Source organism: Bradyrhizobium sp. HKCCYLRH2060 (genome assembly GCF_051168135.1).
Lineage (GTDB): Bacteria > Pseudomonadota > Alphaproteobacteria > Rhizobiales > Xanthobacteraceae > Bradyrhizobium.
Window position 1 is genome coordinate 246474 of sequence record NZ_JBNPUK010000011.1, and the last position, 20683, is coordinate 267156.

The 20683-nt window shown below is 65.4% G+C and carries 22 protein-coding genes and 1 pseudogene; 13 read left to right on the forward strand and 10 right to left on the reverse strand.

The genetic code is table 11. The features are described 5' to 3' along the window. Nucleotides 1-246 precede the first annotated feature (246 nt). From ACQR10_RS22115 to ACQR10_RS22145, 7 genes and pseudogenes are all read left to right on the forward strand, one after another. Nucleotides 247-981, forward strand: coding sequence for a DUF899 domain-containing protein (locus tag ACQR10_RS22115; protein ID WP_316217250.1), 735 nt, complete (start codon nt 247-249; stop codon nt 979-981). A 50-nt stretch (nt 982-1031) separates the two neighbouring features. Beyond that, nucleotides 1032-1165: pseudogene (locus tag ACQR10_RS22120) on the forward strand (EF-hand domain-containing protein); the annotation flags it as partial. Nucleotides 1166-1347: 182 nt separating this feature from the next. Then, nucleotides 1348-1731: a DUF302 domain-containing protein gene (locus ACQR10_RS22125; protein ID WP_316217249.1), complete on the forward strand. Its 384-nt coding sequence runs from the start codon at nt 1348-1350 to the stop codon at nt 1729-1731. A gap of 577 nt (nt 1732-2308) precedes the next feature. Beyond that, entirely contained in the window at nt 2309-3931 is a 1623-nt protein-coding gene (locus ACQR10_RS22130) for a methyl-accepting chemotaxis protein (protein ID WP_434845627.1), read from the forward strand. A gap of 134 nt (nt 3932-4065) precedes the next feature. Next, nucleotides 4066-4320, forward strand: coding sequence for a hypothetical protein (locus ACQR10_RS22135; RefSeq protein WP_316178294.1), 255 nt, complete (start codon nt 4066-4068; stop codon nt 4318-4320). A gap of 185 nt (nt 4321-4505) precedes the next feature. Then, nucleotides 4506-4976, forward strand: coding sequence for a DoxX family protein (locus ACQR10_RS22140; RefSeq protein WP_315802261.1), 471 nt, complete (start codon nt 4506-4508; stop codon nt 4974-4976). Between the two features lie 152 nt (nt 4977-5128). Further along, nucleotides 5129-5680 carry an ATP-binding protein gene (locus ACQR10_RS22145; RefSeq protein ID WP_316178296.1) on the forward strand — a complete coding sequence of 184 codons (552 nt, stop codon included), beginning with the start codon at nt 5129-5131 and terminating at the stop codon, nt 5678-5680. 81 nt (nt 5681-5761) lie between these two features. Here the strand turns inward: ACQR10_RS22145 and ACQR10_RS22150 are convergent, their stop codons facing one another. Both ACQR10_RS22150 and ACQR10_RS22155 read right to left on the reverse strand, forming a co-directional pair. Then, nucleotides 5762-6532, reverse strand: coding sequence for a serine O-acetyltransferase (locus tag ACQR10_RS22150; protein ID WP_316217247.1), 771 nt, complete (start codon nt 6530-6532; stop codon nt 5762-5764). 133 nt (nt 6533-6665) lie between these two features. Next, nucleotides 6666-7292: a LysE family translocator gene (locus ACQR10_RS22155; RefSeq protein WP_316217246.1), complete on the reverse strand. Its 627-nt coding sequence runs from the start codon at nt 7290-7292 to the stop codon at nt 6666-6668. 255 nt (nt 7293-7547) lie between these two features. Here ACQR10_RS22155 and ACQR10_RS22160 point away from each other — a divergent pair, with 255 nt between their 5' ends. From ACQR10_RS22160 to ACQR10_RS22180, 5 genes are all read left to right on the forward strand, one after another. Further along, a complete protein-coding gene (locus tag ACQR10_RS22160) occupies nt 7548-7985 on the forward strand; it encodes a PaaI family thioesterase (protein ID WP_316217245.1) in 438 nt (145 codons plus the stop codon). A gap of 129 nt (nt 7986-8114) precedes the next feature. Beyond that, nucleotides 8115-9740, forward strand: a complete 1626-nt coding sequence (locus ACQR10_RS22165; protein WP_316217244.1) for a S1C family serine protease — start codon at nt 8115-8117, stop codon at nt 9738-9740. A 105-nt stretch (nt 9741-9845) separates the two neighbouring features. Next, nucleotides 9846-10175, forward strand: a complete 330-nt coding sequence (locus ACQR10_RS22170; protein ID WP_409997924.1) for a hypothetical protein — start codon at nt 9846-9848, stop codon at nt 10173-10175. 867 nt (nt 10176-11042) lie between these two features. Beyond that, nucleotides 11043-12593: an L-piperidine-6-carboxylate dehydrogenase gene (gene amaB / locus ACQR10_RS22175; protein ID WP_316217242.1), complete on the forward strand. Its 1551-nt coding sequence runs from the start codon at nt 11043-11045 to the stop codon at nt 12591-12593. Between the two features lie 76 nt (nt 12594-12669). Next, nucleotides 12670-12885 (forward strand): DUF3606 domain-containing protein, encoded by a 216-nt coding sequence (locus ACQR10_RS22180; protein ID WP_315802267.1) that lies wholly within the window; start codon nt 12670-12672, stop codon nt 12883-12885. 2 nt (nt 12886-12887) lie between these two features. Here ACQR10_RS22180 and ACQR10_RS22185 read toward each other — a convergent pair whose 3' ends face one another. Next, entirely contained in the window at nt 12888-13088 is a 201-nt protein-coding gene (locus ACQR10_RS22185; RefSeq protein WP_315802268.1) for a hypothetical protein, read from the reverse strand. A 59-nt stretch (nt 13089-13147) separates the two neighbouring features. After that, nucleotides 13148-13441: a hypothetical protein gene (locus tag ACQR10_RS22190; protein ID WP_316217241.1), complete on the reverse strand. Its 294-nt coding sequence runs from the start codon at nt 13439-13441 to the stop codon at nt 13148-13150. A gap of 170 nt (nt 13442-13611) precedes the next feature. On the opposite strand from ACQR10_RS22190, the gene pncA reads away from it, so the two are divergent. Beyond that, nucleotides 13612-14247 carry a bifunctional nicotinamidase/pyrazinamidase gene (gene pncA, locus ACQR10_RS22195; protein ID WP_316178473.1) on the forward strand — a complete coding sequence of 212 codons (636 nt, stop codon included), beginning with the start codon at nt 13612-13614 and terminating at the stop codon, nt 14245-14247. A 10-nt stretch (nt 14248-14257) separates the two neighbouring features. Here the strand turns inward: pncA and ACQR10_RS22200 are convergent, their stop codons facing one another. From ACQR10_RS22200 to ACQR10_RS22225, 6 genes are all read right to left on the reverse strand, one after another. Further along, on the reverse strand, nt 14258-15811 hold the full coding sequence (locus tag ACQR10_RS22200; RefSeq protein WP_316217240.1) for a hydantoinase/oxoprolinase family protein: 1554 nt from the start codon (nt 15809-15811) through the stop codon (nt 14258-14260). A gap of 3 nt (nt 15812-15814) precedes the next feature. After that, entirely contained in the window at nt 15815-16915 is a 1101-nt protein-coding gene (locus ACQR10_RS22205; protein WP_316217239.1) for a DUF917 domain-containing protein, read from the reverse strand. Continuing rightward, nucleotides 16912-17571 (reverse strand): AroM family protein, encoded by a 660-nt coding sequence (locus ACQR10_RS22210; protein ID WP_316217238.1) that lies wholly within the window; start codon nt 17569-17571, stop codon nt 16912-16914. Before ACQR10_RS22210 ends, ACQR10_RS22205 begins: the two co-directional genes overlap by 4 nt. Before the next feature lie 64 nt (nt 17572-17635). Next, complete coding sequence (locus ACQR10_RS22215) at nt 17636-18724, reverse strand: ABC transporter ATP-binding protein (protein WP_316178309.1); 1089 nt, start codon at nt 18722-18724, stop codon at nt 17636-17638. Then, the gene (locus ACQR10_RS22220) at nt 18721-19785 is read right to left on the reverse strand and encodes an ABC transporter substrate-binding protein (RefSeq protein ID WP_316178311.1); all 1065 of its coding nucleotides are present in this window, start codon (nt 19783-19785) and stop codon (nt 18721-18723) included. Before ACQR10_RS22220 ends, ACQR10_RS22215 begins: the two co-directional genes overlap by 4 nt. 14 nt (nt 19786-19799) lie before the next feature. Further along, nucleotides 19800-20678 carry an ABC transporter permease gene (locus ACQR10_RS22225; protein ID WP_316178313.1) on the reverse strand — a complete coding sequence of 293 codons (879 nt, stop codon included), beginning with the start codon at nt 20676-20678 and terminating at the stop codon, nt 19800-19802. Between the last annotated feature and the right edge of the window lie 5 nt (nt 20679-20683).

Sequence of the window (20683 nt, forward strand, 5' to 3'; positions counted from 1 at the left end):
ACTGCTCTGATCCGACACGTTTGTCATGGCCGCCCCGAAACGGACGGGAGCAGACGGTGGATCAGGTCGAGCGCGCACGCCGGTCTGAGACGGGAGCGGGGGCGCCCGAAGCTGGCTTTGTCCAGTCGATCCGCGGTTCGCTGCACCCGGCCGCGCTGCGATGACCTGCCGACAAAATAGATGGCGTCGGTGTCGGGCCGCCGAGCCTTGCATCGTCCTCTGCGAAGGATACGGAGGACTCCAGACATGACCCCCAGAATAGTCACCGCGGACGAATGGACCGGAGCTCATCGCGCCCACCTCTCCCAGGAGAAGGCCTTCATCAGGCAGCGCGATGCGCTGGCTGCCGCCCGCCGGGCGCTGCCGTGGGTCCGGGTCGAGAAGGACTATGTCTTCCAGGCGGCGGATGGACCCGTGAGCCTGGCTGACCTGTTTCAGGGACGGAGCCAGCTGATCGTCTATCATTTCATGATGGCGCCGGGCGATCCGCACCGCTGTCCCGGCTGCTCGTTTCTGTGCGACCACATCGACGGCGCCAACCAGCACCTTCGCCATCACGACGTCAGCCTGGTCGTCGTCTCGCGTGCGCCGCTCGCCGAGATCGCGCCGTTCAAGGCGCGCATGGGCTGGACGTTCGACTGGGTGTCATCCGAGGGCGGTGATTTCAACTTCGACTTTCAGGTCTCGTTCTCGGACGAGCAGATCGTGACGGGCAAGGCCGTCTACAATTTCGCACCCTTGACGCGCAGGTCGCCCGAGCTCCCGGGCCTGACCGTGTTCACCAAGGACGACGCCGGCAACATCTTCTGCACCTTCCAGGTCCGCTCCCGCGGCGGCGATCCGCTGATCGGCGCCTATCACTATCTCGATCTCACGCCCAAGGGCCGCAACGAGACCGGCCGCGGCAATCTCTCCGATTGGGTGCGCCTGCACGATGAATATGAGGAAACCGGCGCGCGAGACTGTCATTGCGGCCGGTAGATCGAAACGGGCGGGGCGGATCGGCGCAGCGTGATCCGCCGCGCCGTCACGCCGACGGCGACGGCAAGATCTCGCTGCGGGAATTCCAGGCGACGCATGAGCGCATCTTCAGGGCCATGGACAGCAACAAGACGGCAAGTTGACCCCGGAAGAGATGCAGGCGTTCATGCACGGGCCGCAATGACCGGCGTCAAAACGGCGTGATGGCCTGGCCTGCGCCGCCGCGAGTCCGGCACGGGCGGCCATTTCGCTGATCTCGATCAAGTGCACGCCGCACGGACGCGCAACAGTGCCGCCGGGAGATCCCATGGCCGCGCGCGACGAACCGTGTTGACGCGGCGGCAGACCAGCCGGAAAGAGGCGAGCATGAGCTACTATTTTGCCAAAGCGGTGAATCTATCGTTCGAAGCAGCGATCGAGCGGGTGACCGCGGAGCTGAAGGCGCGCGGCTTTGGCGTTCTGACCCGCATCGATGTGCAGGCGACGCTGCACGAGAAGATCGGCGCCGACTTTCGGCCCTACACCATTCTGGGCGCCTGCAATCCGAAGCTGGCGCATGAGGCATTGCAGGCGGAGAGCCGGATCGGCACCATGCTTCCCTGCAACGTCATCGTCCAGGAGATCGGCGGGAAGGTCGAGGTCGCCGCCGTGAATCCCGTCGCCTCGATGCAGGCCATCGAGAATGCCGCGCTTGCGACGCTCGCCACGAAGGTCTCTGACGCCCTGAAGGCGGTGGTCGAGGCGGTCTAGCGCTGCTGTCCAACGGGACGGCCGCCGATCGAGGCCCGCCAGCCCAGGTGCATGACGACACCAGCGCGGATGGAGCGCGGTGATCGCCCGCGCGCATCGGGCGTTCTTGCACTGGCGGTTGCCCCGGTGCCGAAGTGCTGCGAACTGGTGCGGCTGCTCGGAGAGGCGCTGCGCGCCAACCAGGCGACGCTCGGCCGCCTGGTCCCCCAACCGCTGTCTGACGCAGCAGGGCTGCGGCAGACATGCGATCGACCGCCTGGACGCCGCGCGATCTTCGCGCCGCGCGGCCGATTGCCGACGCTTCGGGGCCGCAGCGCAGCTTCCGTGCGCCGTAATTGTATGTCGGGCGTCATGTCACAGCGGTAGAACTACGGAAAAGCCGGAGTTTCTCAACGCGCTTTAACGAGACTGGAACAAGTTGCATCAATTTTGCGCAGACATGTCGCCGGGCGCGCGGGGACGATCGTCATCGCCGCCGACCATCTGCAAACGAACTATTCATCTGGAGGTTATCTTGTTGTTTCGATCGAACAGCCGCTCGGACGCGGAAGCACAGCTTGCAGCAATCAGTCGCGCGATGGCGGTGATCGAATTCCAGCTCGACGGCACGATCATCACCGCGAACAAGAACTTCCTGAACGCACTCGGCTATCAGCTGGAGGAAATCCAGGGCAAGCATCACAGCATGTTCGTGGAGCCGTCCGAACGCGACAGTGCCGCCTACCGCGAGTTCTGGGCGGCGCTGAGCCGCGGCGAGCTCAAGGCCGCCGAGTTCAAGCGCATCGGCAAGGGCGGTCGCGAAATCTGGATCGAGGCGTCCTATAATCCCGTCCTCGACAGCGCCGGCAAGCCCGTGAAGGTCGTCAAGTTCGCGACCGACATCACGGAGAAGAAGCTGCGCAGCATGGCCGATGGCTCCAAGCTTGCCGCCATCGACCGCGCGCAGGCCATGATCGAGTTCAAGCTCGACGGCACCATCGTCGGTGCCAACAAGAATTTCCTGGATGCGCTGGGCTATCGCCTCGACGAGATCCAGGGCAAGCATCACAGCATGTTCGTCGAACCCGCGCTGCGCGACAGCCAAGCCTATCGCGAGTTCTGGGCTGCGCTCAATCGCGGCGAATACCAGGGCGGCGAGTACAAGCGCATCGGCAAGGGCGGCAAGGAGGTATGGATCCTCGCCACCTACAATCCGGTGCTCGACGCGGCGGGCAGGCCGATCGGGGTCGTGAAGTTCGCGACCGACGTCACCGCGCAGAAGCTGAAGAACGCCGACCTCGCCGGGCAGATCGAGGCCATCGGCAAGTCCCAGGCGGTGATCGAGTTCAACATGGACGGCACGGTCATCACCGCGAACGACAACTTCCTGCGCGCGCTCGGCTACACCCTGGCCGAGATCCAGGGCAAGCATCACAGCATGTTCGTCGAACCGTCCGAGCGGGAGAGCGGCGCCTACCGCGATTTCTGGGCGAGCCTGAACCGCGGCCAGTATCAGTCGGCCGAGTACAAGCGCATCGGTAAGGGCGGCCGGGAGGTCTATATCCAGGCCTCCTACAATCCGATCCTCGACCTCAACGGCAAGCCGTTCAAGGTGGTCAAATACGCCACCGACGTCACCCGGCAGGTCTTCGTTCGCATGGGCAACGAGCGCGTGCGCGCCATGATGGAATCGGTGGCGGCGGGCGCGGAGGAGCTCAACGCGTCCGTGCGCGAGATTTCCGAAGCCATGACGAAGTCGCGCGAGACCGCCATGGGCGCGGTGGACCGTGTCACCTCGGCCGACGCGCAGGCGCAGCGGCTCTCCGATGCCGCCCAGTCGATGAGCGGCATCGTCGAGATGATCCACAACATCACCGGCCAGATCAATCTGCTGGCGCTGAATGCCACCATCGAGTCCGCCAGGGCCGGCGAAGCGGGCAGGGGCTTCGCCGTCGTCGCATCCGAGGTCAAGAACCTGGCCACCCAGGCGAAGACCGCCACCGACAAGATCGCGACGGAGATCGACAGCCTCAACAACATCTCCGGGGGCGTCGTCACGTCTCTCAGCTCGATCAAGCAGGCGATCCAGAACGTCAGCGAGTATGTGACGTCAACGGCCGCCGCCGTCGAGGAGCAGAGCACGGTCACGAGCGAGATGTCCTCCAGCATGGCGCGTGCCGCGGCCGAAGCTCAGGCTCTGGCCGAGCGCGCGGCGGCTTGACGCCGGATCGGAAAGCGCCGATCGCGCGGTGGCCTGTCAATCCAGGCCGCCGCGCGGTTGCAGGCAATGCCGCCGCCCCGCGCGTCGTGCGCCTGTCGTCTTCGCCGAATTCCCCTCTCTCATCGGGGTGATCCGTGGCTGATATCCTCGCATTTCCCGACCGGGCCCCGTTGCCTATCATCGGCGCGCAATCGGAACGGCTGCGCGATGCCGTGGTCACCAGCGAGATCGGGCGGCTGCGGCGCGAATTGGAGGCCTGGCGAAGCGCGGTCGATAATCTGGAGCGGTGCATCAGATCGGATCCGGCCCTCGCATCGCTCGCGCCCGAGTGCGACAAAATCCGCGAACTGATCTCCGTCACGGCCGGCAAGCTTGACACACTGCTGTAGAACCGGCCGCCCCAGGAGTCGTGAGTCCATCCGCGTGCCATCGTCGCGCATGGGCCGCCGATCCCCGAGCGAACACGTTGGACGCAACGCTGTTCTGCGTTTTTCCAGGCGCGTTTTTGATTTGCCGCAACGGCGGCAGCCCGTCTTTCCCGGACTATGACGGCAAGCGGAAAGGAGTTGACGCCATGTGGCTCACCAAGGACGATTTTCGTATCAAGGCGGAAAATTTTGATCTCTCGAACGGCCTGAACATTCTTCGCATCATCTGCGGCTTGTTTCTGTTTCCTCACGTTGCCGGAAAATTCGCAGGCGGCGCGGTGTCGGCGGCGACCGCCGGCTTCTTCGCCAAGGCCGGCTTTCATCCCCCCGAGGTGTGGGTCGTGATCGCGGCCGCCTCCGAGTCGGCCGCCGGCATTGCCCTGGTCCTCGGCATCTGCACGCGCTTTGCCGCGCTCGGCGCCACCGCGCTGCTGCTGTTTGCGGTCTACGCGCTGCAGGTCGTGAAGGGCTTCGGCTGGACCTGGAACACCGGCGGCTATGAGTATCCCGTGTTCTGGGCGATCACCTCGCTCGTCGTCGCCATCGAGGCGTGGAAGACGCATCTCGCGCAGGCGAAGCCGAGCGCCCGGGCCCTGCCGGCGAGCGCTGCGGCCTGACCTCCGGACTCGCGACAGACACATCCGATTGCTGAACGGAAGCCGCCTGCGGGCGGCTTTCGCGCATCCGGTACCGCGCAGGCCGGCATGCAGCCGTCATCCCGTCGTGCTACGCTCTCAAGTCTCGCGCTCCTGTCGCTACGTCGCTCGCCATGAATTCCCGCCGCATTCACATCACCGGCGCTTCCGCCTCCGGCACCACGACGCTCGGCCGCGCCGTGGCCTCTGCGCTCGCCATCCCGCATCACGATACGGACGACTACTTCTGGCAACCGACCGAGCCGCCTTACGTCGAGATGCGTGCGGCGGCGGAGCGGTTGCGCCTGATGGACGAGATGTTCGTGCCGCTCGCGCGGTGGGTCCTGAGCGGATCGCTGCAGGGCTGGGGCGATCCGCTGATCGCGCATTTCGACCTCGTGGTGTTCGTCTCCACCGCGCAGGATCTCCGGCTGCAGCGGCTGCGCGCGCGCGAGGCGCTGCGCTATGGTGCCGAGGCGGTGGCTCCGGGCGGCCCGCGCCACCAGGACGCCGAGGCGTTCATCGCCTGGGCAGCCGGCTATGACGTGGGCGGGGTCAGCCGCACACGCGAAAAACACGAGGCCTGGCTGGCGACGCTGCCCTGTCCCGTGCTGCGCCTCGATGGCGCGCGTCCCGTGCCGGAGTTGACGGCGCGCGTCGTCGCAGCGGTTCAGCCCGCTGCCTAGTCCCCACGTCGAGGTGGCAATCCGGCGCGCCGCGCGGGACATCCGACGAAGTGGCAGGGGGGGCGGTTGTCGCGTCCGCCCTCACGCGCCGACGGCGATCGGCTGCTCCGGGCAGTTCGTCAGCCGGGCCGGCGTGCCCACGGCCGTGCAGCCAGCCGGCACATCGGACGTAACGAGTGCTCCGGCGCCGATCTTGGCAAAATCACCGATCGCGACGTCGCCCAGCACGGTCGCGCCCGAGGAGAGCAGCACGCCGCGGCCGATCCGCGGGGCGCGGCCGGGCAGTGTGTCGTGTCGTCCGATCGTAACGTTCTGCAGGATGGTGACGTCGTCGCCGATGCTGCTGTGGGCGCCGATGACGATGCCGGTAGCATGATCGAGAAACACCGCGGTGCCGAGCCGCGCCGAGGGATGGATGCTCACCTGCAGGGATGTTGACGTGTCCGCCTGCAGCAGTAGCGCCAGGTCGGGCTGCCCGTTGCTCCAGAGCCAGTGCGCGACGCGATGCGCCTGCAGTGCGACGTAGCCTTTGTAGTTCAGCAGCGGCGGCAGCAGCGCCGTCGTCGCTGGATCCTGCGTCGCGATCGCACCGAGGTCGCGACCCGCCGCCTCGACGAGCTTAGGCGCGGCGGCATACGCCTCGCGCGCGACCGCGGCAAACCGGGCGCGCGCGGCATCGCCGCTACCGATGCGGACGCCAATCTGCTGCGCGACGGCACTGCCGAGATCAGAATGGTCGAGGATTGCAGCCGACAGGATGCGGCTGAACACGGGATCGGCCGCAGCGATGCGCCGGGCCTCGTGCTGGAGCGACGGCCAGAGCTCGGGACTGGATGGGGGCGTGTCGGCCATGGCAGAGCCTGCTCGATGACAGGTGACGGCGGCAATATAGCCTGACCTGCGCGCTGCTGAAACCTGGACGATGCCTCGCGGGCGTTGTCAGCCGATGTGGCCGGCGACATTCCGCCGAAAGCTCGCGGCCCGTTCAGTTCTGCGCCGTCCGCGCCGCCGCGGCGGCGACGCCCGCACCGATCAGAAGGGTGCCGCCCGCCTTGTTGAAGATGCTGATCACCTTCTCGCTCCGTACGAGCGCGCGGGCGCGCGAGGCGATCAGCGCATAGCCGACGGCGTTGGCGAAGGCGAGCACGACGAAGGTCGATTCGAACACGACCATCTGCGTGAGGAAGCTGCCGTTCGGACTGAGAAACTGCGGCAGAAACGCGACGAAGAAGGTGATGCTCTTCGGGTTCAGCGCCGTGACGATCCAGGCGTGACCGAGCATCTTCAGCGCCGAGGTTCGGTCGGTCCGCGGCACGGCGTTGAGCGCGCCGCCGGCCTGCCACAGCTTGATCCCGAGCCAGACGAGATAGGCCGCGCCGATCCATTTCAGCACGGTGAACAGCAGCGCCGAGGTCGCCAGCAGTGCGCCGACGCCCAGCATGGACAAGGTCATGGCGGTGAAGTCGCCCAGCGCGACGCCGACGGCCGTCGGCAGCGCGGTTCGCCATCCCTGGCCCAGCGCATAGGAGACCACCAGCAGAACCGTCGGCCCCGGGATCACCAGGAGGATGATGGACGTTCCGGCAAATGCGAACCAGGTCTCGATCGTCATGCTGATTGTCTCTCGCGAGGACACATGCGACGTTGGTATATCGAGGCGGAAAGGGCCGCAATGATCTTTGTTGCGAGACCCGCTTCAACAGTTCTCCTCGACGATCACGAACGCAAGACGTGTCATGCACGACCTTCGGTCGCTGCGGCGCTCCAATAATTCGTTCGCTTTATAAGAAATTTTACTCTACTGCGTCCATCCTGCTTCGCCACAAGGGCGTATCGCGATCGTCACGACACGTGAGGCGGGGAGGCGATGGTCCTACTCACGCCCAGGCCGGAGATATCGCAGCAGCGCGGGTTCGTTCACGCCGGAACCGTCAGCGCCATCGCGGACACGGCTGCAGGCTATGCGGCGCTCAGCATGATGCCCGCGGACCGCGCAGTTCTAACCACCGAGTTCAAGATCGATCTGGTAGCTACAGCCGTGGGCCAGCGCATCGTCGCCGAGGGCAGGGTTGTCAAATCAGGCCGGACGCTGACGCTCGCCCAGAGCGAGGTTTTCGCCGAGAGCGGCGGCGAACGGCGGCTCGTTGCTCTCCTGGCGGCAACCCTCATGGCTATTGAGGGGCGAGACGAGAACTGTGCTCGCAAGATCAGTAGCGCGCGATGGTGCCGGCAATCTCCTGGCCTGAGGAGTATGACGAGATCAAGCGCCAAACCGTCGTGCATGGAGTGTTGGGATGACAACTGAGACCGCGGAGTCCCGCAATCATATGGAACGCCTTTGCGTTCTAACCATTGAGCTGGATCAAAGATAGGGTAGCAATAGTAGTGCACGCTAAAATTGAATAGTGACCTGAGTTGTCAGGGAGGCTCCTGCATGGACTTTTCCCTCAAGTCATTTAGCAAACACTGCCGGCTCGCAATAGCGACCCTGGCCTTCGTCGCGCTGCAGTTCCTCCAGCAGCCTGCGGCTCGGGCAGATTCGGGCGAGTATGCTCGCGTTGGCGGGTGGTCAATCAGATACGACGAGACCGAAGAGATAAACGCCTGCTACGCAGGAATCGCCTTTGCAGACAGTACAACCTTATTAGTAACGTTGGCTGTGAGTGATAAAGAATCCGCTTGGTCCCTGGCGTTTGCGAATCCTAAATGGGACGGGGCGCTGGGAAAGCGAAACAAGATCCATCTTTTCATAACGACTACGAGTGAATGGGAGGGAAATTTCGAGGTTTCCGAGAGAGTCATAATGGTTAAGCAACTCAGTGAGGAATTTGTCCAGAGTGTTGCTGATGCGCGGTCAATCTCAATAAAGAACGAAAGTAAGCAGTCAATCGCAATCGTAAGTATGCAGGACTCTGCCAACGCGATCAATGCGATTCGGCGGTGCGTGCATGATCATCCACGAAAGAGCGCCCCGACCAGTGGGTGGTCGCTAGGATACGATCAACAAGCAGACATCTGTATTGCAAAGGCGACGTTCACGGATGGAACGGCCGTTGGCCTGGGATTCGTTCAGGCTGCTCGAGAGGATGAAAGAGGATTTGGGCTGTTAGTGATCAATCCAAAGTGGAGGGATCTGACCGCGAACAAGACCCAGATTCGTCTTCGCCTTGTCACGACGAGGGAGTTCGACGCGACTTTTGACGTCTCAGATGGTGTCCTGAGCGTCGGTCCGCTCAAGGACGAGTTCATGGCAAGTGTGATTACGGCGGGCTTTCTGGGGATTCGGACTGATGCCGGGCAAAGTCTTGCTCTGCTCAACATGCAAGACGCCATCAGTATAGTGAGGTCGATCAAGCAGTGCGTAGAAGATCATCGGTCGCGAGCCAAGCCAAGCGAAGTTTCCGTGATAACGGGAACGGGATTTTTTGTCGCCCGCGGAGTGATCGTTACGGCCAATCACGTTGTGAGCGGCTGCACGAGCCCGATCAAGGTTCGCTATGCCGACAGAGCAGAGTATGCGGCTACGGTGTACGGTCAGGATGACGCGAATGATCTGGCTTTACTGAGGACCGATATGGGCAATGCCGCTGTTGCTTCGTTCAGCCTCCAGGCGCGTCTTGGAGACAGGGTTGCTGCATTCGGATTTCCGCTTGCAGGCTTGCTCCCGAGCGTTGGCAATTTCACGACTGGGGACGTTACGGCGTTGACCGGCCTAGGGAACGATACGAGGTTCTTGCAGACCTCCGCTCCCGTGCAAAGCGGCAATAGCGGTGGACCGTTGCTCGACATGTCGGGGCGTGTCGTCGGAATCGTGGATAGCAAATTGAATGCATTGGCCATGATGAAGGCTGGCAGGGACATTCCAGAACTAATAAACTTCGCGATTGTATCGCAGATTGTCGTCAATTTCCTCAATCGTCGGGGAGTCTCTCCGGAGATCTCGGCAGCGACGAAAAGTGCTCAGGAGTTGTCATCGGCAGACGTCGCAGAGATTGGTCAGAAGATCAGCGTTCAAGTGTTTTGTTTAGGTAGAGCGGATGTCTCAGGTTCGGAAAAATAGGGGTGCACCATGCGATCTACAGGACAGTGTTTCGCTGTGGCAGTTGCAACGGTTGCGATGGCAGCCGCTTGTTGGGCTCAAGATGCGGGCAAGTCCGATTTTGCCATGTCATGTGCTCCTTGCCATGGAGCCGATGGTAAGGGGGGTGGACCGGTGAGCACGCAGCTGAAATCGGTTCCGTCCGATCTTACGGCGATTGCCAAGAAGAATAATGGAGTGTTTCCGGTTAGTAGTACCTACGAAGTGATCGATGGCAGGCAGGCAATCCTGGCGCATGGTACGCGAGATATGCCCATTTGGGGGTATCGGTATCGGCCAAGTCAAGCGACGCAGTTGAGCTCTGGAGCCGATGCATCGTCATTTGATCCGGATAGTATTGCGAGAGCGCGAATTCTTGCCATAATAGACTATCTCAATCGGATTCAGGAAAAGTAGAAGTTGCCGACTGGGCAACTATGCCGCTCACTTTGTCGATCGGGGTGGGGCGGGCCACGATCTGTGACGGCAGGGAAGTGGACTTCAGGAAACGCTGCAAGCTTCCGATTTCACAGATATTGGCTATGTCCTTCGCAGGATGGGATGTGGCAGCGGTATGGCGCAGCTGGCGGTATGGAGCAAACTCTGACCGCCGAGAAGAAATGGCTTTCGCTTTACCAGAAAATGTGCTCTACTGCGTCCATCCTGCTTCGCCACGAGGGGCGTATCGCGATCGTCACGACACGTGAGGCGGGGAGGCGATGGCCGCTTGCCTGCCGCAGCGTGCTTGCACGCGGACGAACGGCAGCTTGCGGACGTGAAGTCGTGTGGTCCTGGCGCCGCGACGCTGGCGCCAAGCCGTCGGGCGATGATCCCGGGGGCGACGGTGGCTAAAGAGCCGTACACCGGGGAGATCACGATATAAGCGTGAAGACCATCGCGCGGGGAATGCCGGGATGTCTCGGCTGAACCTGTGGTTCCTGCCGCCTGCATTTTTTTCGCAGGCGGGCCATGGGGGCGGCCAGCTCCCGGCATTCCCTGCGCCCTCGTGTTTCGCGAGGGTTCATCGATCTCATCAGCCCGGGCGCGTTGCGTCGCGGGATCGCACCGATGCGCGACTCATGGCCCATCCGGAGGGCGCGACGCGGGCAACGAGCGTGAGAGATAACGACTCGCGGGAGCGGATAGGCGATCGGCTCCAGTGGCGGTTTGCACAGCGCGCGGGTGCTCGCGCCGCAGCCGGATTTGATCTACACGGGGGCGTTTACGATTGACCATTCATGACGTCTCGCGTGCGCCGGCGCAAGGGACAATCCGGAGTTGCATATGTCGCCCAGCCAAGCATCGCCCCTGACACTCGTTGCGGAAACGGCCGAGATCCTGACCTCGCTCGGCGTTGCGCCAGAGCGGCTGCGCGGCGGGACGCGCGCCGCCCGTTCGCCCGTGACCGGCGAGGTGCTGGCCCATGTGCATGACGACAGCAGAGCGGATGCGACGGCGGTGATCGCACGCGCGCATGCCGCGTTCCTGCAGTGGCGACTCAAGCCGGCGCCGAAGCGCGGCGAACTGGTGCGGCTGTTCGGCGAGGAGCTGCGCGCCCACAAGGCCGCGCTCGGCCGCCTGGTCTCGATCGAGGCCGGCAAGATCGTCTCCGAGGGGCTCGGCGAGGTCCAGGAGATGATCGACATCTGCGACTTCGCCGTCGGCCTGTCGCGCCAGCTCTATGGCCTGACCATCGCCACCGAGCGCGCCGAGCACCGGATGATGGAGACCTGGCATCCCCTGGGGGTCACCGGCGTGATCTCGGCGTTCAACTTTCCGGTGGCGGTGTGGGCCTGGAATGCGGCGGTTGCGCTGGTGTGCGGCAACAGCGTCGTCTGGAAGCCGTCGGAGAAGACGCCGCTGACCGCGCTCGCGACCGACGCGCTGCTGGCGCGCGCGCTGCAGCGTTATCGCCGCGAGGGCGGCGAGGCCCCGGAGGGGCTCGCCGGCCTGCTGCTCGGCGGCCGCGCGGTGGGCGAGATGCTGGTCGACGATGCCAGGGTGCCGCTGGTGTCGGCGACCGGATCGACGGCCATGGGGCGCGTCGTCGGCGCCTGCCTTGCCGGCCGCTTTGCCCGCGCCATCCTCGAGCTCGGCGGCAACAATGCCGCGATCGTCACGCCCACCGCCGACCTCGATCTCACCTTGCGCGCGGTGGCGTTCGCGGCGATGGGCACCGCGGGCCAGCGCTGCACCAGCCTGCGCCGCCTGTTCGTGCATGCCGACGTCTACGCCCAGCTCGTGCCGCGGCTGAAGCAGGCCTATGCCTCGGTGGCGATCGGCAATCCGCTGGAGCAGGGCACCCTGATCGGACCGCTGATCGACCGCGGCGCCTATGACGCCATGCAGGATGCGCTGAGCGCCGCGCGGGATCACGGCGGCCGTGTGTTCGGCGGCGAGCGCGTCGCGGTCGGCGGCTGCGCGGAGGCCTATTACGTGCGGCCGGCGCTGGTCGAGATCGACGCACAATGCGGCCCGGTCGAGCGCGAGACGTTTGCGCCGATTCTCTACGTGATGCCGTATCGCGATCTCGATGCCGCGATCGAGCTGCACAATGTGGTGCCGCAGGGGTTGTCGTCGTCGATCTTCACCAATGATCTGCGCGAGGCCGAACTGTTCGTGTCGTCGCGCGGCTCCGATTGCGGCATCGCCAACGTCAATATTGGCCCCTCGGGCGCCGAGATCGGCGGCGCGTTCGGCGGTGAGAAGGAGACCGGCGGCGGCCGCGAGTCCGGCTCGGATTCATGGAAGGCCTATATGCGCCGGGCCACCAACACCGTGAACTACGGCCGCAGCCTGCCGCTGGCGCAGGGCGTCAGGTTCGACCTCGGCTGATCGACGTGATGGGTCTTCCTCATCGGCGGAACCGCTTCGATGTGTCGTGCGTTGCGCGCTGACAAGGAGATGCACCATGGCAGTGAAGAAGAAGACATCCACCGCGAAGTCAGCTACCGCAACATCCGGGCGCGGACGCAAGCAGGATCGCGCCCGCGTCGCGGGCGGACAGGACTACGAAGTCCGCTACGAAGCCAAGAAGAGCGGCCGCTCGGCGTCCGCGGTGAAGAAGGCGGTCAAGAAGGTCGGCAACAGCCGCAACAAGGTCGAGCGCAAGCTGACGCGCAAGTGACGTCAATGCTGCTTCGGCCGCTGCGGCGGCCGAAGCGATCCCCTCGCCCAGCCGAGCGCCTTGGGCGAGTGCAGCGGATCGGGCCCGTCGCAGGTTGGACAAACAAGCTGGCGACGTTCGCCCTTGCCCTCGCGCACCGCGAGCGCGCGACCGCAGGTCGGGCACGGCTTGCGCAGCAGCCATGGGACCGGATGCTTCGGCATGATGGCGTCTCCCGGTGGAGGCCTCAGGCTAGGGCATCTTGGGGTAGCCGCGGAATCACTTATTTGAATCGCGGCGGATCTTCCGGCTCTCCGTGCCGTGAACAATCAGGACAGGTGTCGCCGGTCGCAGCCAGGACGTCCTCGATGGCCGCGAGCGCGTCCGAACTGCACAGCCCGGGTGGTGGATCGTCGCGTGCGACGCAAAGCGCCCGCGCCAGCGCTTCCGGGTCGCCGCGTTCGCGCATCCAGCCGTGCCGTTCGCATTCGACGATCGCGCCGGCCTCGCGCAGGGTGGCGACCGCCCAGCGCTCGAGACGCTGGCTCGCGGAGCGGTGTTTGACGGCAGTCGGCATCGGCCATTCTCTCCCGCCGGGAGAATCCATGAATCGGCGGGCGTTTCCAGGCCCGGCCTGCAGAGCAGGGATTCCAAAATGGAGGGACTGGCTGGCCGCGGATTATTCGGCGGCCCGGCTTGAGATCGCCGCGGCCTGGGGCCATCCTTGATGGAGCTCGCGTGAAACGGATGCAGGCAGGAATGCAGATCAGGGCCAACGAGGATTTGCTGCTCATCATCGATGTGCAGAACGATTTTTGTCCCGGCGGTGCGCTCGCCGTGGCCGACGGCGATGCCGTGGTGCCGGTGATCAACCGGCTGAGCGGGATGTTCGATCACGTCGTCCTGACCCAGGACTGGCACCCGGCGGGACACAGCTCGTTCGCCTCGAGCCACCCGGGCAAGGCGCCGTTCGAAAGCGTCACGATGCCCTACGGGCCGCAGACCCTTTGGCCGGACCACTGCATCCAGGGCACGCCGGGCGCCGCCTTCCATGCCGGGCTCGCGACTGACAAGGCGCAGCTCATCATCCGCAAGGGCTTTCGCGCCGCGATCGATTCCTACTCGGCGTTCTTCGAGAACGACAAGACCACGCCCACGGGCCTCGCCGGATACCTGCGCGAGCGCGGCCTGAAGCGGGTTTTCCTGGTCGGTCTCGCCACCGATTTCTGCGTGCACTATTCGGCGGTCGATGCGCGGCGGCTCGGCTTTGCGGCCATCATCGTCGACAACGCCTGCCGGGGCATCGACCTCGGCGGCTCGATGGCGGCGGCCAAGGCGCAGGGCGCGGAGGCCGGGGTCGAGCGGATCGCCGAGCTGGCGTGATGATCGTGGACTACGCCGCCGCGCCGATGGTCGGCTCGGCGATGGCGCCGGCGACGCGGACGCGGACGCGGAGCGCGTTGCCGGGGAGGTAGGCGATCGGCATGTCCTCGACATCGACCGTCTTGAGCGTGTCGCGGTCGGCGCCGGCCTGCACGGCGCGCACCTCGGCGATGGCCCGCGCCGCCGCGATGGCCTCGTCGCGGGTCATGTCGCGGAAGACCTGGTCGGCCTCGCCGGAGACCTGGGCGATGGCGGCGCCGACCGCATTGGCGCAGTCGCCATGGTCGACGCGGACGATGGTGGAGATGCCGGCGAGGCGCTCCGGCACCAGGAAGGCGCCGCCGCCGACCGCGAGCAGCGGCACGTCGCCCGCCTCGGTCTTCATGCGGTCGATGTCGCCTTCGAGCTTGCGGTGGGCGTCGGCGAGCGCGGCGTCGATCAGGCTTTTCGGCAGATGCGCGACGCGCGATCTGTCGCCGATGTCGATCAGCCCCGCGGCGACCGCGATGTCGGTCGCGGTGAGCTGGTCGCCGCCGAACACCAGCGCGTCGGATGTCAGCCGGTATCCGACGCTGAGCGGGCCGACACGGACCGGATCCTGCGTGACGTGGCTGCCGCCGCCGAGCCCGATCGAGAGCAGATCGGGCATGCGAAACAGCGTGCGGACGCCGCCGACCTCGACGACGGCGTTGGCCTCGCGCGGAAAGCCGTGGCGGAGCTGGCCGATGTCGCTGGTGGTGCCGCCGACGTCGACGACCATGGCGTCGTCGAGGCCGGACAGATACGCGGCGCCCCGCATGGAGTTGGTGGCGCCGGAGGCGAAGCTCATGACCGGGAAGGCGGTCGCGATCTCCGCCTGCATCACGGTGCCGTCGTTCTGCGTCAGGAACAGCGGCGCATCGATGCCGGACTCCGCGATCGCCTTGCGGAAGGCGGCGACCGTCGTGACCGCGAGGTCGTGCAGCGCGGCGTTGAGCAAAGCGGCGTTCTCGCGCTCGAGCAGTCCGATGCGGCCGAGGTCGTGCGAGAGCGTGACGGCCACATCAGGACAGATCTCGGTCAGGATCTCGCGCGCGATGTTCTCACAGCTCGGATCGAGCGGTGAGAACGACGAGGCGACCGCGACCGCGCGCAGGCCCTTGGCCTTGATCGCGCGCGCGGCGGCCCTCAGGCCGTTGGTGTCGAGCGGCATGAAGGGGCGGCCGTCATAGTCATGGCCGCCTTCGAGCATGAAGGTCTTGCCGCTGACCAGCGCGGCGAGGTCACCCGGCCAGTCGCAGAACGGCGGCAGCGAGGCGGAGGCCGGCATTCCGATGCGGATCGCGCCGATCTTCTGCAGGTGCCGCCGCTGCACCACCGCATTGATGAAATGCGTGGTGCCGATCACGACCGCATCGACCGGTACGGCCGCTGCGGGATTTTCTCGCAGCGCCTTCAGCGCCGCGAGGATGCCGGAGGTCACGTCGGCGGTGGTCGCAGCCTTGACGGAGTGAACGACCTGGTCGTCGGCAATCAGGACGGCGTCGGTGTTGGTGCCACCGACGTCAATGCCAATCCGCTTCATTCACTATGCTCCAGGGGGCGCAAACAGCGACCGGAAATCGAGGTCGTAACCGAAGGCGCGGGGGCCGACGAATTCGAGCCCGCGCGGGCTGGTCAATACGGCGGGCGCGGGCAGCGCGATCACGGTGACGCGCTGGCCGTAGCGCACGGTCTCCGTGCCGATGCCGTGGCCGTTGACGCTGTCGAGCACGCAGATCAGGTCCGGCGACATCGCGATGGCTTCGCCATCGCGCCAGGCCACGATCCACTCGTTCTGGAACGACAGCTTCAGCCGCGTGCCGCGATCGTCGTCGCTGCCCTCGACGACGGCAGAGCCGCGCAGGAATCCCTCGGTGGTGCGGCGCTCGACGTCGACGATCTTGCCGCTGAACAGCCGCTGGCCACCCTCGCAATCGAGGATCGCGGCGATCGGATCCTGGTGGCTCCGGTTGGCGGCCTCGACCGCGCGGCCGATCGTGATGGCCTTGGTGGTCGTGAAATGGATGCCCCAGTCCTTGACCTCGCGGCCCGTGCGCGGCGCCTTGCTGGTCGAGGCGATCGAGCCCATCTCGACGCAGATCTTGCGGCTGGCGCGCTCCATCCACTTCCAGCTCGGCACCTTGGTCACGACGGCCTCGATGCCGCGCGGATCGTAGAGCGTGCAGGGATACGGCTTGAGGTCGCCGATCGCAACCGACGTCATCTGCGCCTCGGGAAAGGCGCGGCCCATGCAGTCGGCGTCGACTACGGGGATGTTCAGATGTGCTGCCGCCATCAGCGCCTGCATGCCATTGCCGCCGCCGATCTCGACCGACATCACGGCGCGAAATGTGATGCCGTTGAGCTCCTCCTGCATGCGCACCGCACGCGCGATGCTGCGGCTGTCGGCGAGCCGTTCCTGCCCGACCAAGGGGGCGCCCATGTTGGAGACCACGGCGACCCAGTCGTCGTCGGCAAGATCGAGCGGCGACATCATCTGCACGCGATGTCCATCGGCATAGAGCCGACGCAGGTTGAGCAGGCCGAGATAGGGACTGCCGCCGCCGCCGGTGCCGAGGATCCAGGCGCCGACCGCGAGCGCCTCGATGTCGTCGAGACTGATCGTCTTCAATTCCACCCCGCTCACGACAACAGTTCCTCGACAATGCGGGCGGCTGCGGCGATCGACAGGATCACGGGCCCGGAATAATGGCGGCGGACGCGGGCCTTGTTGGCGCTGGTGTAGCTCATGCAGTCGAGCACGACGAGGTCGGGCTGCTTGGCCGCCATCGCGCGCGCCGCGGCGTCGACGGCCGCGTCATCGGAGCCCGGTTGCAGCGTGACGCCCACCACCTCGACGTGATCACGCTGCCATTTGCCGGCGATCAGCGCGGTCTGCTCGGCCAGCGGCGAGAACACGCCGAGCCGGCCCCTCGGCAGCACGGCTTCCACCATCTTGTGCAGCACTGCCGAGGGCAGGATCACGAGCCCCTCTGGCGCGAGGTTGGGAAACTTGCCCGTGCAGGCCAGCATCGCGACGTCGATGCCGTCCTGCCGAAATTTCGCGAGCTGTGCATTGGCCCGGCCCTCGACCGCCTTCTTGCTGATGCGCACGTTGTCACCGTTCGGCAGCAAGGTGAACAGCGCATCGGCGCCGTCGACCGGCGGGATGCGATCGATCTCGCCGCGGCTCATGCCGTCGAGCGCGCCGCGCAATTCGATGGTCGTGCCGGGAGACAGCACGGCTGCGATCTCGGCTTCGATCGCGGGGCGCGGGCTCTGGCCGATGACGACGACGCCCATGCGCCGTTGCGAAGGGCGATCCGCCACATCGAGGGAAGGGGACGGGAGTATGACGTTCACAATATCAATCCTCGAGAATGACGAGATCGGTCGGCCGCCAGCCGAGCGCGACGGCTTGGCCGGGTGCGTGGAGTGGACCGGCTCCTGAATTCGGCTGCTGAGCCAGCACCCGCTCGCCACCGTCCAGGACGATGCGGTAGAGGACGGCACCGCCAAGGAAGTTCGTGCTCTCGACCGTACCGCGTGCGGACGTGCCTTTGCTCTCGGCATCGACCGGGCCGGCTGGCGACACCATGATCTTCTCCGGCCGCAAGGCGACCGACAGAACCTCGCCACCGGCCGTTGCGGACACATCCGGCAGGGCCAGCACCAGGCCATTGCCGACCGCGATTCCGGTCCCGTGGTCCAGCGTCACGCGCTGGCCGCGGAAGATATTGGTGTCGCCGATGAAGTCGGCGACGAAGCGGGTTCGCGGCTGGTCGTAGATCTCGACCGGTGTGCCGATCTGCTCGACGCGGCCGGCGTTCATCACCGCGATGCGGTCGGACATCGCCAGCGCCTCCTCCTGGTCGTGGGTGACGAAGACGAGGGTGAGGCCGAGAGTCTTCTGCAGTTGCTTGAGCTCGAACTGCATCTGCTGGCGCAGCTTCTTGTCGAGCGCGCCGAGCGGCTCGTCACAGAGCAGCACGCGCGGCGAGATGACGATGGCGCGGGCGAGCGCGACGCGCTGCTGCTGGCCGCCCGACAATTGTGCCGGCCTGCGGTCCTCCATGCCGGACAGCTCGACCATCGCCAGCGCGGCCGTGACCTTGGACGCGATCGTGGCCTTGTCGGTCTTGCGCATGCGCAGGCCGAAGGCGACGTTCTCCGCCACCGTCCGGTGCGGAAACAGCGCATAGTTCTGGAACACCATCGCCATGTCGCGCCTGTGCGCGGGGACATGGGTGATGTCGGCGCCGTCGACGCGGATCTCGCCGGTGCTGGGGCTGTCGAAGCCCGCGATCATGCGCAGCGTGGTGGTCTTGCCGCAGCCGGACGGGCCGAGCAGCGAGAAGAACTCGCCCGGACGGATGTCCATGGCGACCGCGTCGACGGCGCGTACGCCGCCGTCATAGACCTTGCTGACGCTGGCGATCTCGATGCTTGCGCTCATGCGCGGAAGATCCGGTTGACCCGGCTGTCGATCACGTCCTTCTGCGCGTTGTACCACTTCCAGTCGACCTGGATCAGCTTGCTGACCTTTTCCGGAGTGGTCAGCAGCTTGGCGTCGTACTTGGCGTCGAGCTTCACCTTCTTGTTGGCCGGCGAGTACCAGACGGTCTCGGCGAGGCGCTTTTGGACCTCGGGGCGCAGCATGTAGTTCACATAGGCGTTGGCGAGCTCCTTCATCTTGCTGCCGGGTGTGATGCTCAGCACCTGCTCCAGCGACAGCACGCCCTCGCTCGGGGTGACGAAGTCGATCGGCTGGTTTTGTCCGTCATAGCGGTAGATGCCGGAGTCGTGGATCACGCCGAGGCCGACCTCGCCGGACAGGAACAGCTTCTCCATCGCGCCGGTGAAGTCGACGAGCTTGATCGGCTTCAGCTTCTCGAGCGCCGCATAGGCCGCGTCGAGATCGGTCTGCCCCTTTCCGTAGAGAGTGCCGCACATCATCAGGAAAGCCTGTCCCAGGCTGTTGACAGGGATCACATAGCCGCCGCGCACGCCGTTGTACTTCGCGTCCCACAGCTCCTTCCAGGACGTGACGTTGGCGTAGCCCTTGTCGGTGCGCATGCCCAAGCCAATGGCGCTGGTGAAGATGCAGACACCGACGATCTTGTCGCTGACCGCGTAGGGGTAGACGTCGGCCATGTTCGGCACCAGCTTGGGGTCGACCTTCGGCTCGACGAGGCCCATCTCGACCGCTGCCCACTGCTCGTTGGAGTTGGTGTGCAGCACGTCGTAGATCGGCGCCGAGCGCGAGCTCGCCTGCAGCTTCGGCAGGAACGGCAGCGCAGTGTCGGTCCTGAGCTTGCACTTGAACTCGCTTTCGAAGGCGGGGCCGATCTCGGCCTTCATGACGTCGCCCCATTTGCCGCCCCAGCCGGTGATGTTCAGCACGGGCTCCTCGGCGCGCGCGACGTAAGGCGCCGCGACGACGCCTGCACCAAGCGCAGCAGCCGAAGTCAGCAGGCGCCGGCGGCTCATGGGGAAGCGACGCGATGAGTCGGTCATGTCCGGAATCTCCCTTAGAGTTTGACGTAGGAGCGCAGGCCAACGGTGCGGTCGAGCGCGATGACGACGATGAAGGCGAGCAGGATCGAGATCACCGAGGCGGCGCCGATGGTGCCGTCCAGATCGAATTTGAGGTAGTTGAACAGCGTGATCGGCAAGGTCTCGCTGCCGGGCGCGACCAGGAACAGCGACACCGGGAATTGGTCGAACGAGACGATGAAAGCAAAGATCGCGCCTGCCAGTACGCCGGGCTTCACCAGCGGCAGCGTGATCTCGAAGAAGGTCCGGGTGGGGCTGGCGCCGAGATTCTGCGCGGCTTCCTCCAGCCTGACATCGAAATTATGCAACACGGCGAGGGTGGTGCGCACGACGTAGGGAATCGTCACCAGCGTATGGCCGGCGACAAGGCCCCACAACGGGCGCCCGACATCGAGCAGCACATAGGACTGGAACAGTGCAAGACCGGTCAGGATCGCAGGCAGCATCAGCGGCGACAGCATGGTCGCCACGATCAGGCGAGAGCCCGGCAGGTTGCCGCGCGCGACCGCCAGCGCGGCCGACGCGCCGAGCACGGTTGCCGCGACCGTGGTCATCGCTGCGACCTCGATGCTCAAGAGCAGCGCGTGCATGAAGTCGCGCGAGGCGAAGAATTTCTCGAACCAGCGCAAGGAGACGCCGACCGGTGGAAACTGGATGAAGGGCGTCGGATTCAGCGCGAACACGATCACGATCGCGATTGGCGCCAGCAGGAAGACGAGGACGGCGCCGTTGGCGGCGAGATAGAGCCTGCGACCCCACCGGAGCGGCCGCTTCCTGCCGCGAAGCGCGGGTGCGGCCGCCAGATCGATCGGCGCAGCAAGCGGCGGCTGCGATCCTGGAGCAAGGCTCGTCATCTGCG

Excerpts from the sequence above, each read along its gene's own strand:
- ACQR10_RS22115 (WP_316217250.1), top strand. The coding sequence starts at position 247 with ATGACCCCCAGAATAGTCACCGCGGACGAATGGACCGGAGCTCATCGC.
- ACQR10_RS22125 (WP_316217249.1), top strand. The coding sequence starts at position 1,348 with ATGAGCTACTATTTTGCCAAAGCGGTGAATCTATCGTTCGAAGCAGCG.
- ACQR10_RS22130 (WP_434845627.1), top strand. The coding sequence starts at position 2,309 with ATGGCGGTGATCGAATTCCAGCTCGACGGCACGATCATCACCGCGAAC.
- ACQR10_RS22140 (WP_315802261.1), top strand. The coding sequence starts at position 4,506 with ATGTGGCTCACCAAGGACGATTTTCGTATCAAGGCGGAAAATTTTGAT.
- ACQR10_RS22145 (WP_316178296.1), top strand. The coding sequence starts at position 5,129 with ATGAATTCCCGCCGCATTCACATCACCGGCGCTTCCGCCTCCGGCACC.
- ACQR10_RS22150 (WP_316217247.1), bottom strand. The coding sequence starts at position 6,532 with ATGGCCGACACGCCCCCATCCAGTCCCGAGCTCTGGCCGTCGCTCCAG.
- ACQR10_RS22155 (WP_316217246.1), bottom strand. The coding sequence starts at position 7,292 with ATGACGATCGAGACCTGGTTCGCATTTGCCGGAACGTCCATCATCCTC.
- ACQR10_RS22160 (WP_316217245.1), top strand. The coding sequence starts at position 7,548 with ATGGTCCTACTCACGCCCAGGCCGGAGATATCGCAGCAGCGCGGGTTC.
- ACQR10_RS22165 (WP_316217244.1), top strand. The coding sequence starts at position 8,115 with ATGGACTTTTCCCTCAAGTCATTTAGCAAACACTGCCGGCTCGCAATA.
- ACQR10_RS22170 (WP_409997924.1), top strand. The coding sequence starts at position 9,846 with ATGTCATGTGCTCCTTGCCATGGAGCCGATGGTAAGGGGGGTGGACCG.
- amaB (WP_316217242.1), top strand. The coding sequence starts at position 11,043 with ATGTCGCCCAGCCAAGCATCGCCCCTGACACTCGTTGCGGAAACGGCC.
- ACQR10_RS22180 (WP_315802267.1), top strand. The coding sequence starts at position 12,670 with ATGGCAGTGAAGAAGAAGACATCCACCGCGAAGTCAGCTACCGCAACA.
- ACQR10_RS22185 (WP_315802268.1), bottom strand. The coding sequence starts at position 13,088 with ATGCCGAAGCATCCGGTCCCATGGCTGCTGCGCAAGCCGTGCCCGACC.
- ACQR10_RS22190 (WP_316217241.1), bottom strand. The coding sequence starts at position 13,441 with ATGCCGACTGCCGTCAAACACCGCTCCGCGAGCCAGCGTCTCGAGCGC.
- pncA (WP_316178473.1), top strand. The coding sequence starts at position 13,612 with ATGCAGGCAGGAATGCAGATCAGGGCCAACGAGGATTTGCTGCTCATC.
- ACQR10_RS22200 (WP_316217240.1), bottom strand. The coding sequence starts at position 15,811 with ATGAAGCGGATTGGCATTGACGTCGGTGGCACCAACACCGACGCCGTC.
- ACQR10_RS22210 (WP_316217238.1), bottom strand. The coding sequence starts at position 17,571 with ATGGGCGTCGTCGTCATCGGCCAGAGCCCGCGCCCCGCGATCGAAGCC.
- ACQR10_RS22215 (WP_316178309.1), bottom strand. The coding sequence starts at position 18,724 with ATGAGCGCAAGCATCGAGATCGCCAGCGTCAGCAAGGTCTATGACGGC.
- ACQR10_RS22220 (WP_316178311.1), bottom strand. The coding sequence starts at position 19,785 with ATGACCGACTCATCGCGTCGCTTCCCCATGAGCCGCCGGCGCCTGCTG.
- ACQR10_RS22225 (WP_316178313.1), bottom strand. The coding sequence starts at position 20,678 with ATGACGAGCCTTGCTCCAGGATCGCAGCCGCCGCTTGCTGCGCCGATC.